Origin of the sequence: Rhodococcus sp. UFZ-B548 (genome assembly GCF_903819475.1) — a bacterium.
Taxonomy (GTDB): Bacteria; Actinomycetota; Actinomycetes; order Mycobacteriales; family Mycobacteriaceae; genus Rhodococcus_F; species Rhodococcus_F erythropolis.
Genome location: NZ_CAIJDS010000007.1, coordinates 164,336 through 177,262, shown reverse-complemented (window position 1 = coordinate 177,262; position 12,927 = coordinate 164,336). Strand labels below are relative to the sequence as shown.

Below are 12,927 nucleotides of genomic sequence, written 5' to 3'. Positions count from 1 at the left end.
ATTCAATGAGTGTTCTGTTGTCGGATGTGGTGTCTGGTTCTGCGGTGGGGTTGCGCGGACGACTGTGGCGGTTGTCTGCTGCGGAGTTACGTACCGCTGCTATCGAGGCGAGTGCGGAGATTCTTCGTCTCGAGGCTGTTCGTGTGGCGGTGGTCGACGAACTCTCGATGCGCCCGGATGATCAGGTGATTGCCAGCCGCGGGGTGGGTTGCTGGTTGGCGGCAAACACGATGCTGCAGGTCCGGGACGGGAAGAAGATCGCCGCGTTGGGTGCTGCGCTGCGACCGTTTCCCGCGGTGGCTGCCCGGTTCGATGTCGGGGATTGCTCGTTCGAGCACGCGGTGTTGATCGTGGCGTTCTGCGAGTCACCACCGAAGGGGATGCCGGAGGAAGCGCTCCCTCGCTGTATCGACTTGTTGTTGGCTGCCGCGTCGGGCGTGGAGGCGACGACCACGAAGGTGCGAAACATGATCGCGACCTTGGAGCGAGTGTTCGAGTCCGATGAGATTCCGCCCGCCGAAGATATCGACCGCAACGAGTTGCGGATCGCATCGACACTGAACGGTCGGGTGGTGGTGCGCGGCGATTTCGACGCCCTCACCGGCGAAATGCTGCTCTCCGCCCTGTCGAATCTGACGATGCCCACCCCGGCACCCGATGGAACCCCGGATTCTCGGTCGGCAGCGAAGCGGACCGCGGACGGGTTCACCGAACTGATCCGCCGCTACCTGGACTGCGCCAAGACTGGCACGGACGGTGGGCAGCGTCCGCACGTGAATGTGCACATCAACGCGCGTGATCTGGCTGAGCATCGGGACTGCGCCGCCGCACCCTCGCCCGATGGTGGTGGAGTGGCTGTGTCGGATCTTGATGTCGGACATATGCCCTGGCTGGGGCCGCTGTCGGTATCGCAGACCAGACTCCTCGGGTGTGACTGCTTCCTGTCCACTGTTCTGCTCGACGGTCACGGCGCGCCGTTGGATGCGAAACCCGGGAAACGGTTGGTCACTGCGGAGCAGCGAGTGGCGTTGATCGCCCGAGACAAGGGGTGCGCGTTCCCGGGCTGCACATGTGTGCCGGCGTGGACGGATGCGCACCATATCCGGCACTGGGCCAACGGCGGCCCGACGGTGATGAACAACCTTGTCCTGCTGTGCCGTTCACATCACCGGTTGATTCACCGAAAAGCCGGGTTCGTCGGGAAATGGGTGATCCGCATCGGCGTCGACAACAAACCGTGGTTCATCCCACCGCCCTCGATCGACCCCGGCCAGCACCCGCGGCCGGCGAACACCACATTCAAAACCTGAGGGGTCAAACCTCACATGCACCAGAACATGGCCAGGCCTGTTTCAGACCCGCTGCTCTGTGTCCGACCGATTGGTGGGAGGTGGAGTCGAATGGGTGCGTGCTTTCGGGGTGACTCTACTTTCGGGTGCCCGTGTGGCCTGTCCCACTCAGTGGGTCATTCCTTCGTCGTCGCCAAGCCGGTTGTGCCAGGTCATTTGGACGTCTGACCTGCAGTGCAAAATCTTTCGTTAGAACACGTTCCAATTTCGCGGATTTGTGGCTATGGTCACAGAGATAGATGCGGGTGTGCGAATGAAAGGGTGAAGTGACGTGAAGACCAAGGGTGCAATCCTGTGGGGCCTCAATGAGAAGTGGTCCGTCGAGGAGATCGAGATCGGCGAGCCGGTGGCCGGCGAAGTTCAAATTCGCATGGAAGCGGCCGGAATGTGCCACTCCGATCACCACATCGTCACCGGCGCGACCCCGATGCCGTCGTTCCCGGTCATGGGCGGGCACGAGGGTTCGGGCGTCATCACCAAGCTCGGCCCTGAGGTCAAGGGACTGGAGGTCGGCGACCACGTCGTTCTGTCCTTCATTCCGGCTTGTGGAACCTGTCCGGCGTGTTCGGCCGGACATCAGAATCTTTGTGACCTCGGGATGGGTCTCCTCAGCGGCCAAGCCATCAGCGACGGCACGTACCGGATCCAGGCTCGCGGCGAAAACGTGATCCCGATGTGCCTGCTAGGGACGTTCTCGCCCTACATGGTCGTGAACCAGTCGTCAGTGGTGAAGATCGACAAGGACATTCCGTTCGAGGTTGCCGCACTCGTCGGTTGCGGCGTCCCGACCGGTTGGGGATCGGCAACCCACATCGCCGATGTGAAGCCCGGCGAAGACGTTGTGATCATGGGCGTCGGCGGCGTCGGTATCAGTGCGCTACAGGGTGCGGTTGCATCGGGCGCTCGGTACATCTTTGCCATCGACCCCGTGCCGTGGAAGCGTGAGCAGGCTCTGAAGTTCGGCGCAACGCACGCTTTCGAAAGCGCTGCCGCTGCCATTCAGCCGATCATCGACGCCACGTACGGACGCATGGCGCAGAAGACGATCATCACCGTCGGCGAAATGAAGGGTGAGTACGTCGAAGAAGCCATGATTCTGACGGCAAAGGCTGGTCGTTGTGTTGTCACTGCAATGGGGCACTTGACGGACATGGATGTGAAGCTGAACCTGTTCCTGATGTCGATGCTTCAGAAGGACCTTCAGGGCAACATTTTCGGCGGTGGCAACGCTCGCCAGGACGTGCCTAACCTCCTCGCGATGTACAAGGCAGGCAAGCTGAACCTTGACGACATGGTCACTCGGACCTACACGCTCGAAGGCGTGAACGACGGGTACCAGGACATGTTGGATGGCAAGAACATCCGCGGCGTCATCCGCTACACCGAAGCTGACTGGTGATCGAAAGCGCAACTCTTGTGCCAGTAGTCTGATCGGGTGCCCAGTACTCACAGTCTCGACGTAATCCAGCAGTGGCCGGTCGACAATGCGGCAGCGGTCGTCCTCTCCGGGAATAATCCGGGTGAGGGCGACCGCATTCGTGGTTTCAGCGGCGACCAGTCGCATGTTTTCCCCCTGGCTTCGGTGACAAAACTGTTGTGCGCCTACGCGATTCTGGTGGCGGCGGAGGAAGGGGCGGTCGAGTTGGATGGGCCGGCCGGGCCTGAGGGGTCGACCGTTCGTCATCTCCTCGCACATGCTTCCGGGTTGGCATTCGCCGAACGTGTTGTTCAGGCGCCGGTGGCGTCGAAGCGGATCTACTCGAGTGCGGGATTCGAGGTGCTTGCCGAGTTGGTTTCCCGGGAGACCGAGATCGAGTTTGCCGACTATCTTGCCGAGGCGGTGTTCGCGCCGTTGGGGATGACCAGCGCGACTCTTGTCGGTCCTGCCGGTCACGGTGCACAGGCATCGGCAGACGACTTGGCCAAGTTCGCGGCTGAACTGCTCTCGCCGACCCTGATCTCGACGCAGACGTTCGCAGAGGCGACAACCGTGCAGTTCCCGGGGCTCAACGGAATTCTTCCGGGTTACGGCTCTCAGCGCCCCAACGACTGGGGACTCGGATTCGAAATTCGCGGCGACAAGCGTCCGCATTGGACAGGTCTCGAGAACTCGGCCGCAACCTTCGGTCATTTCGGCCAGTCCGGGACGTTCCTGTGGGTCGATCCCACGATCGATACTGCGTGCGTCGTGCTTACCGATCGCGACTTCGGTGATTGGGCCAAGCCTTTGTGGACTGAATTGTCAGATGGCGTGATCGGTGAAGTTTCGCGATAGAGCACAAATTTCTCTCCTTCCACTGGCGCAACACGGGTAACACAAGGCACACTGTTCAATCGAGCGTGCTGCACGAACTCGACAGAGGTCGTTGGGGAAGACGTCCCTCGTCGAAGCAGGAGGCTCGAGTGCGCGAAATGAATCAATTCGCGGACGTGACGACTGGTGTGGTTTACATCCACTCGTCGCCCGCGGCGCTGTGCCCGCACGTGGATTGGGCTTTGTCCGCCACGTTGGACAGCCCTGCCAAGCTCAGATGGACCTCACAGCCTGCCTACGACGGACTTCTGCGTGCGACGACGGACTGGACAGGTCCCGTCGGAACCTGTGCCCGCCTGGTCGATTCGTTACGGGCGTGGCCGATGTTGCGGTTCGAGGTCACGGAGGACCCGAGTCGTGGCGTCGACGGCGAACGGTACAGCCATGTACCCGGTCTGGGCTTGTGGCGCGGATCCACCAGTGCGAACGGTGATGTCGTCGTTGGGGAGATGAAACTGCGGTCCATCATGAATTCCGGTGGAGACATCGCCGCGGAGATCGATCGGGCGATAGGCGCACCGTGGGACGAGGAACTCGAACCCTTCCGGAGTTCGGGCGAAGGCGCCGAAGTGACATGGCTGCGAAGGCGTGTCAGCTGACCGAGGTCCATCCTGAAACTCGGGGCGACCCTTTAGCTGGAATGACACAGACGTGCAGACAAAGACTTGAATGACAAAGGTGGGCCCCGCCGTATCGGCGAGGCCCACCTTGCTGTCCAGGGTTGTCAGAGCGGAATGTTCTTGTGGCGCGCACGGACAGATGGTGCAGACGCGAGCGCAGCGGTGACGATGCTGCGAGTCTTCGCCGGGTCGATTTCCTCGTCGACGACGCCGATTTCGACAGCGCGGTCGACGCCGCCTGCGATCGCCTCGTGTTCGGCAGCGAGACGGTCGTGCAATGCTTCACGCTCGTCGTCCGGTGCCGCAGCGAGAGCCCGCTTGTGCAGTATGCCGACAGCAGCCTTCGCGCCCATCACGGCCACTTCGGAGTTGGGCCAAGCGAAAACGGCCGTAGCTCCCAGTGCTCGCGAGTTCATTGCGATGTATGCGCCGCCGTAGATCTTTCGAGTGACGACGGTGACGCGGGGGACAGTCGCCTCGGCGAAGGCGTGAAGTAACTTCGCGCCGCGCCGAACCACGCCTTCCCACTCCATCGACACGCCAGGCAGATACCCGGGAACATCGACGACGACTACGAGCGGCACGCCGAATGCGTTGCACAGTCGCACGAATCGAGCGGCCTTCTCTGCACTTTCGGAGTTCAGGCACCCCCCGAGTCGCAGTGGGTTGTTCGCGATGACGCCAACCGTGCGTCCGGCCATCCGGCCGAAACCGGTGACGATGCTCCGCGCGTAATTGCCTTGCAGTTCTTCGAAGCTCGACTCGCCTTCGACGTTGTCGAGCATTTCGTGAACGATGGGACGAACGTCGTATGCACGTTTTGCGGACGCAGGCATCATGGCGCGCAGATCGCTGTCGCCGAGTTCCGCTGCCCGCTGATCGAATTCGCCCTGCTCGCACATCATCGAGACCAGGCGGCGTGCGCGGTGCAATGCGTCGGCCTCGTCGTGTGCGGCGATGTGCGCGACACCCGACTTCTTGGTGTGTGTGTCCGGACCGCCGAGTGACACCATGTCGACCTGTTCACCGGTGACACTGCGAACTACGTCTGGGCCGGTGACGAACACTCGGCCTTCCGGCGCCATGATCACGACATCGGTGAGGGCTGGACCGTACGCGGCTCCACCAGCGGCAAAGCCGAGCACGACGGAAATTTGAGGTATGAGACCGGAGGCACGGACCATGGCCTCGAAGACCAGTCCGACTGCGTGGAGTGCTTCGACGCCTTCAGCCAGACGCGCGCCACCGGAGTGCCAGAGACCCACGATGGGGGACTCTTCCTCGATGGCGGTATCGATGGCTTTGACGAGGTGTTTGCAACCGTCGACGCCCATTGCGCCGCCCATGACGGTGGCATCGGAGCAGTATGCGATGGTGCGGACGCCGTCGATGTTTCCGGATGCAGCGAGCACGCCGGACTTGTCACGGGCGTGGAGCGGCACTGTTGTGCCGGGGTCGAACAGATTTTCCAGGCGCGCAAGAGGATCGCGCGGGTCTGTCGATGATTCGGACTTTGTCACGGGGGCCAGGATGGTCATCGCGTCCTCCTTCAGTACGAGCCTTGGGTGGAACGAAAGGTCGGTGTTGTCCGCGGGTGACGTTGTGTTGCAACGACACCCGCGGACAGGTGCAAACCGCGGTTCGGGCTAGGCCCGACCGAAGGCGAGCGCGACATTGTGCCCACCGAAACCGAACGAGTTGTTCAGTGCGAAATCGAAAGAGCCGGTTCGGGGTTCACCCTTGACGACATCGAGATCGATTTCTGGATCCTGGCTGTCAACATTGAGCGTGGGCGGGATGATCCCGTCACGCACCGCCAGAACCGTGAGGACTGATTCGAGGGCGCCGACAGCGCCGATCGAGTGTCCCAGCGCGGATTTCGGGCCGTACACCGCAGCGTGATTGCCGACCGCTGCGTTGATTGCCTTTGCCTCTGCGATGTCACCGATCGGCGTCGCAGTGGCGTGGGCGTTGATGTGCTTGATGTCGGACTTCGTCAGTCCGGCCATCTCGATTGCTCGGGTCATGGCTCGCGCCGCGCCCAGGCCTTCCGGATGCGGTGCCACGATGTGGTACCCGTCCGAAGTGATTCCGGAACCGAGCAGGCGGGCATGAATGGTGGCCCCGCGTGCCTTTGCGTGTTCCTCGGTTTCGAGGATCATCAGTGCGCCGGCTTCGCCGAAGACAAATCCGTCACGGTCCTTGTCGAAAGGACGTGAAGCTGCGGTCGGATTGTCGTTGTTGGTGCTCATTGCACGCATCATGGCGAAGCTCGCGATCGGAACCGCGTCGATGAAGCTCTCGACTCCACCAGCCACAACCATGTCCGCGTCACCCATGACAAGCATGCGGTGAGCGTGAGCAATTGCCTCGGATCCCGACGAACATGCCGAGACCGGGGTGATGACTCCACCGCGGGCCCCGAGTTCGAGCCCGACCGTTGCGGCCGGTCCGTTGGGCATGACCATCTGCACCGAGAACGGGGACACCTTGCGGTATCCGCCGCCACGGAGTTTGTCGACGGCGTCGATGAGCGTGTCGCCGCCGCCGAGTCCGGTGCCGATGACAACCGCGAGGCGGTCCTGATCGACTTCGGGGCTGCCGGCGTTGCTCCAGACCGTGCGGCTCAACGTGAGGGCAAGGCGTTCCACCCAGCTCATCCGTCGAATTTCGACGCGGGACAAGCCCTCGTCTGGTGAAACCTTCAGGTGCCCGCCGATGCGAATGGGAAGGTCGAACTCGTCGATGAACGGGTCATCGAGGATTCCGATGCCGCTTTCGCCGGCGAGTAGCGCCTTCCACGTGCCATCCACATCACCAGCCACCGAGGTCGACGTCGCGAGGCTCGTGACGACGATGTCGGGGAATTTCCCTTTGCGGGTAGAAGCGGAAGTCACGGTCGGCTCACTCTGCGTTCTTGGCTTCGGCGCCTTCGGCTTCGAGCTTCTGGATGTACGCGACGATGTCGCCGACGGTGCGCAGGCCTGCGAGATCCTCGTCGGGGACCTTCACGCCGTACTTGTCTTCGGTCTGAACAGCGATCTCGACCATGGACAGGGAGTCGATATCGAGGTCGTCCACGAAGGACTTGTCAACGGTGACCTCGGAAGGCTCGATACCGGTGACCTCCTCCACGATCTGGCCGAGTTCCGCGATGATTTCTTCCTGAGTGTGGGCCACTGGTGTGGCTCCCTTCTTGATCGATTGAGGTGGGGTGAAACGTCCGGCCGCCGTTCGGGCTGATCGGCCGGGTGGGCGTCCGAGCTAGGTCAGCTCGGACAGTGCGGAGATATCCTCCGGGTTCTTGAGGGCCACCGTCGGCGTGCCACGCATTTCGCGCTTGGCAATTCCGACGAGGGTTCCGGCCGGCGGGAGTTCCACGATCGCGCTGACTTCTGCTGTCCGCAACGACGCGGAGCAGAGGTCCCAACGAACGGGGCGGGTTACCTGCGCGGCAAGTTTGGTGAGGGCGTCGGCGCCCGAGGAGACGGGTGCGCCATCCGAGTTGGAAAGCAGCGTGCGCGTCGGATCGGACGGGGTGATCTTGGCGGCAGCAACTGCGACGGCGTCCTGTGCAGGTGCCATGAAGCGGGTGTGGAAAGCGCCGGCGACGGGCAGTGCGCGGACTCGGGCCTTTTCGGGTGCGTTTGCTGCGAGTTCTTCGAGCGCGGTGAGCAGTCCGGCAGCCACGATCTGGCCGGCCGCATTGCGGTTGGCCGCTTCCAACCCGAGTTCTTCGAGTCGTGCGAGCACTTCGGCTTCGTCGCCACCGAGAACGGCTGACATGCCGGTGGGCTCGAGCGCACAAGCCTTGGCCATCTCGGCGCCGCGGAGGGCGGCAAGCGCGACCGCGTCGTCAGCGGAAATAACACCGGCGACCGCAGCAGCGGCAAGTTCACCCACTGAATGGCCGGCAGCGATGACGTCGGCGCCGAGGAGCCCACGTGATTCGATTTCCTCGTACGCCAGCAGAGCAGCGGCAACGACGAGGGGCTGGGTTACCGAGGTGTCGGTGATTTCTTCTGCAGTCGCGGTCGTGCCGAGTCGGACGAGGTCAAGGCCGGCTGCCTTCGACCACACTTCGAGGCGGTCTTGCGCTCCGGGCAGTGCCAGCCATGGGCTGAGCATGCCGGGTGTCTGAGAGCCCTGTCCCGGGGCGAGCAACGAAATCACTTATTAAGAGAACACCGCCGCGAGTGACCTGCGAGATGTCGGTCGCGATGAACTCTGGCGAAGTGTTTTGTAGGGTTCCCACAAAATCCCACGTCGCGCCCGGCCATCGAAATTGGACGCTCGGGGGTTACAGGTTTGTTTGTCCGGATGTTAAAGATGTGACTGAAGTAACCGAATTGTTCGATTTGAGATCGATTTGTGTCAATCGGCCCACGGTAGCGGCGATCCGTAGTACGTATGCGTCGCGTGGATTCGTAGGATCCCGGCCGGTAACTTCCGCGATTCGCTTCAAGCGGTACCGAACGGTATTTGGATGAACAAACAGAAGACGTGCACAAGTCTCAACCGCACCTCCACAGTCGAGATAACTGTCTAAAGTGTCGGTCAAGACTGTGCCGGATTCCGCTAAAGGTGCGACCAGGAAATCGCGAAGAGCCTTTACGGCAGCGTCGTCTCCCAGTAGTGCCCGTTCCGGGAGTAGTTCAGTCGCGAAAACGGGACGAGGTGCGCCGCGCCACCCGGCGACGGCCTTGATTCCCGCGAGAGCTTCGGACGCACTGAAGTGTGCTGCGCTCAACGAGGGCGTTGTCGGGCCGATCACCACCGGCTCGTCGGCGAAACTCATGAGCAGGTCTTGAAGGAATTGGCTGCCTTCCGTCTTACTGCTCAGCTCGCCGCTGACGATCATCACCAGTCGCGGACCCTGCACCACGGCGAGAACAGCGCGCCCGTGCGCGGCGGCAGTCGCGTGGACGGTGCCGGCAACCGAGACCCGCTCGTCCGGCGGGGGAGACCCGACGATGACGGTCGCCGGAGCCGTGGCATCCCAGTTCAAGGTGGCGGCGCGGGAGAGCATGTCTGATCCGGTGTCGCCCTGCACGACGGCGTCGACGACGAGCGCTTCCAGTCGCGTGTCCAGGGCACCCCGCGATTCGGCGGCGCTTGCGTACACCGTCGCTGCTGCGAAACCGAGTTCACGCCCGTAGCGCAGGACCGCTTCTGTCAGCGCGATCAGCTGCTGATCGTTGCGGGCGAGAGCCGGCAGCCATTTCTCGAAGAACTCCATCGCCACCCGGACCATGTCGACGGTCTGGCGCAGCGTGAGCTGTCGAGCAAGATCCTGAGGGATGACCGGAAACGACTCGTATCCGAAGCTGATCTCCGAGTCGAGTTGCCGCAGCCATTCCAGGAAATTCACCACCGACGTCTGCACCAAGAGTTGAACGTCGGCACGTTGCGACGCGTCGAGACTGTCGAAGAACGGAAGCTGCTCCTCCATCACGGTCACGGCCTCGGTGGAGAGCCGACCGGAGAACTGTTTGACGCGGCGGAGCAAGGCTTCTGGAAGTGGATCGCGAACCTGACGACGGCGGGCGAGTACAGCCTGCAACCCGGACGACTGTGGTCGAGTGCGGCGTACGCCCTCTTCGGGTTTCTCGGGATCAGGTTCGGGCATGAGAAAAACCTACGCCCATCGCCGCAGCGGATGTCGAGATGACACCCGCGGCGATGGGCGTAGGTCTGTTTTCGATCGCTGGGACTGTTGCCCTACGACTTAGGCGCTACCGGTGTCCCCGGTCTGCTCGGGAGCAGCATTCACGTCGTCGATGCGGTATCGGCTCGCTGCTTCGACGGCCTTCGACCGCTCGATCGATCCTTCCTTCGCCAAACCGATCAGCACGGCAACGACGATGGACTCGGCATCGACGTTGAAGTAACGACGCGCAGCGGTGCGGGTGTCGGAGAAGCCGAACCCGTCCGTGCCGAGCGTGGTGTAGTCGCCGGGAACCCACTGACGGATCTGGTCCGAGACCGCCCGCATCCAGTCCGAAGCCGCGACGACAGGGCCTTGGGCCGAGGACAACGCCGTGGTGACGAAGGGAACCGGAGCATCCTCGGACGGATTGAGCAGCGCTTGACGTTCGCATTCGACGCCTTCGCGGCGCAGCTCACCCCAGGACGTGACCGACCAGACGTCGGCCGAGACGCCCCACTCGTCGGCGAGCAGCTTCTGCGCACGCAGACCCTCGGGCATCGCGACACCGGATACGAGGATCTGTGCCTTCGGGCCGGCTGCTTCGGACGTCTTGTAGAGGTAGATGCCCTTGAGCAAGCCCTCGACGTCGAGACCTTCGGGCTCGGCCGGCTGAACGTACGGCTCGTTGTAGATGGTCAGGTAGTAGAAGATGTTCTCGCCACCGAAACCGTCGACGCCCTCGGTGCCGCCGTACATGCGGCGCAAGCCGTCCTTGACGATGTGCGCCAACTCGTACGAGAACGCGGCGTCGTAGGTGACAGCGGCGGGGTTGGTGGATGCCAGGAGCAGCGAGTGTCCGTCGGCGTGCTGGAGACCTTCACCGGTCAGAGTGGTACGACCGGCGGTGGCGCCGAGAACAAATCCCCGAGCCATCTGGTCGGCAGCCGCCCACAGGCCGTCGCCGGTGCGCTGGAAACCGAACATCGAGTAGAAGATGTACAGCGGAATCATCGGTTCACCGTGGGTGGCGTAGGACGTGCCGACTGCGGTGAACGATGCCGTCGAACCGGCCTCGTTGATGCCCTCGTGCAGGATCTGGCCGATCGGGCTCTCCTTGTAGGCGAGCATGAGTTCGGCGTCGACGGAGGTGTAGAGCTGTCCGTTGCGGTTGTAGATCTTCAGCGACGGGAACCACGAGTCCATACCGAACGTACGGGCCTCGTCCGGAATGATCGGCACGATCCGCTTGCCGATCTCCTTGTCGCGCAACAGTTCCTTGAGGATGCGCACGATCGCCATGGTGGTGGCGACTTCCTGCTTGCCCGAGCCCTTGCGGATGACGTCGTACGTCTTGTCCTCGGGGAGCTTGAGCGGAGCAGCGTCGGTGTTGCGGGAAGGCAGGAACCCTCCGAGTGCTTTGCGACGGTCGAGCATGTACTTGATCTCGGGAGCGTCCGCGCCCGGGTGGTAGTACGGAGGCAGGTACGGATCCTTCTCGAGCTCGGCATCCGAGATCGGGATGTGCTGCATGTCGCGGAACGCCTTGAGATCGTCCAGCGTCAGCTTCTTCATCTGGTGTGTGGCGTTGCGGCCCTCGAAGTGCTTGCCGAGGGTGTAGCCCTTGATGGTGTGCGCGAGGATGACCGTCGGCTGGCCCTTGTGTGCCATGGCCGCTGCGTAGGCGGCGTGGACCTTGCGGTAGTCGTGGCCACCGCGCTTGAGGTTCCAGATTTCCTGGTCGGTGAGGTCCTTGACCAGTTCCTTGGTGCGGGGGTCACGTCCGAAGAAGTGATCGCGTACGAACGCGCCGTCGTTGGCCTTGTACGTCTGGTAGTCACCGTCCGGCGTCACGTTCATCAGGTTGACCAGTGCGCCGTCGCGATCGGCGTGCAGCAGCGCATCCCACTCGCGACCCCAGACGACCTTGATGACGTTCCAGCCGGCACCGCGGAAGAACGATTCCAGTTCCTGGATGATCTTTCCGTTGCCGCGGACCGGGCCGTCGAGGCGTTGGAGGTTGCAGTTCACGACGAACGTGAGGTTGTCGAGGCCTTCGGTTGCCGCGACGTGAGCGAGGCCGCGTGATTCGGGCTCGTCCATTTCGCCGTCGCCGAGGAATGCCCACACGTGCTGATCGGTGGTGTCCTTGATGCCGCGGTCGTTGAGGTAGTGGTTGAACCGGGCCTGGTAGATGGCGTTCATCGGGCCGAGGCCCATCGAGACCGTCGGGAACTCCCAGAAGTCGGGAAGCAGCCGCGGGTGCGGGTAGGACGGCAGTGCTCCGCCGAAGTCGGCGTGGGACTTCTCCTGGCGGAATCCGTCGAGCTGTTCCGCGGGGATGCGGCCCTCGAGGAAGGCGCGTGCGTAGATGCCGGGGGAGGCGTGACCCTGGATGAAGATGTGGTCGCCACCGCCCGGGTGGTCCTTGCCGCGGAAGAAGTGGTTGAAGCCGACTTCGTACAACGCTGCCGAGGATGCGTAGGTGGAGATGTGACCGCCGACGCCGACGCCCGGTCGCTGCGCGCGGTGGACCATGATCGCGGCGTTCCAACGGATCCAGGCGCGATAGCGGCGCTCGACCTCTTCGTCGCCGGGGAACCACGGCTCGTTTTCGGTCGGAATCGTGTTGACGTAGTCGGTCGAGGTGAGCGCGGGGAGTGCGACGTGCTTCTCACCGGCGCGTTCGAGCATGCGGAGCATGAGGTAGCGGGCACGCGTGGGTCCGGATCGATCCAGAAGTCCGTCGAATGATTCGAGCCATTCGGTGGTCTCGTCCGGATCGATGTCCGGCAGGTACGACGCAACACCTTCGCGAATGACGCGAACGCGACCGTCGGTTCCCCCCGGCGTGTTCGACGCGGGCGAACCCGACTCGCCGGCGGCGCCGGAATCGGCGTTCTGCCCGGACGCGGGACCCTGGATCAGGTCAGACAACGTGTGCTCCTCATTGGTTTGGGGACGCGTGGTGGGGCGTCCTTACATAGGTGATCGAGG

10 protein-coding genes are annotated in these 12,927 nt (G+C 62.9%); 4 read left to right on the top strand and 6 right to left on the bottom strand.

Translation table 11 applies throughout. The features are described 5' to 3' along the window. Positions 1-5: 5 nt before the first annotated feature. The 4 genes from H7C86_RS09795 to H7C86_RS09780 all read left to right on the top strand — a co-directional run bounded on the left by H7C86_RS09795 (position 6) and on the right by H7C86_RS09780 (position 4,262). Positions 6-1,310: an HNH endonuclease signature motif containing protein gene (locus tag H7C86_RS09795; RefSeq protein ID WP_182261471.1), complete on the top strand. Its 1,305-nt coding sequence runs from the start codon at positions 6-8 to the stop codon at positions 1,308-1,310. Between the two features lie 310 nt (positions 1,311-1,620). Beyond that, the gene (locus H7C86_RS09790; protein WP_019748970.1) at positions 1,621-2,748 is read left to right on the top strand and encodes an NDMA-dependent alcohol dehydrogenase; all 1,128 of its coding nucleotides are present in this window, start codon (positions 1,621-1,623) and stop codon (positions 2,746-2,748) included. 36 nt (positions 2,749-2,784) lie between these two features. After that, complete coding sequence (locus H7C86_RS09785; RefSeq protein WP_182261470.1) at positions 2,785-3,624, top strand: serine hydrolase; 840 nt, start codon at positions 2,785-2,787, stop codon at positions 3,622-3,624. A gap of 128 nt (positions 3,625-3,752) precedes the next feature. Continuing rightward, positions 3,753-4,262: a DUF3145 domain-containing protein gene (locus tag H7C86_RS09780; RefSeq protein WP_020969931.1), complete on the top strand. Its 510-nt coding sequence runs from the start codon at positions 3,753-3,755 to the stop codon at positions 4,260-4,262. Positions 4,263-4,387: 125 nt separating this feature from the next. On the opposite strand, the gene H7C86_RS09775 is transcribed toward H7C86_RS09780, so the two are convergent. The 6 genes from H7C86_RS09775 to aceE all read right to left on the bottom strand — a co-directional run bounded on the left by H7C86_RS09775 (position 4,388) and on the right by aceE (position 12,867). Continuing rightward, positions 4,388-5,821 carry an acyl-CoA carboxylase subunit beta gene (locus tag H7C86_RS09775; protein ID WP_003941597.1) on the bottom strand — a complete coding sequence of 478 codons (1,434 nt, stop codon included), beginning with the start codon at positions 5,819-5,821 and terminating at the stop codon, positions 4,388-4,390. Between the two features lie 108 nt (positions 5,822-5,929). Further along, a complete protein-coding gene (locus H7C86_RS09770) occupies positions 5,930-7,180 on the bottom strand; it encodes a KasA/KasB family beta-ketoacyl-ACP synthase (protein WP_020969930.1) in 1,251 nt (416 codons plus the stop codon). Between the two features lie 7 nt (positions 7,181-7,187). Next, a complete protein-coding gene (gene acpM / locus H7C86_RS09765) occupies positions 7,188-7,463 on the bottom strand; it encodes a meromycolate extension acyl carrier protein AcpM (protein ID WP_003941649.1) in 276 nt (91 codons plus the stop codon). Between the two features lie 84 nt (positions 7,464-7,547). After that, a complete protein-coding gene (locus H7C86_RS09760) occupies positions 7,548-8,456 on the bottom strand; it encodes an ACP S-malonyltransferase (RefSeq protein WP_081329056.1) in 909 nt (302 codons plus the stop codon). A gap of 127 nt (positions 8,457-8,583) precedes the next feature. Next, entirely contained in the window at positions 8,584-9,912 is a 1,329-nt protein-coding gene (locus H7C86_RS09755; RefSeq protein ID WP_019748966.1) for a CdaR family transcriptional regulator, read from the bottom strand. Positions 9,913-10,011: 99 nt separating this feature from the next. Next, the gene (gene aceE, locus H7C86_RS09750) at positions 10,012-12,867 is read right to left on the bottom strand and encodes a pyruvate dehydrogenase (acetyl-transferring), homodimeric type (RefSeq protein WP_007735476.1); all 2,856 of its coding nucleotides are present in this window, start codon (positions 12,865-12,867) and stop codon (positions 10,012-10,014) included. Positions 12,868-12,927: the final 60 nt, after the last annotated feature.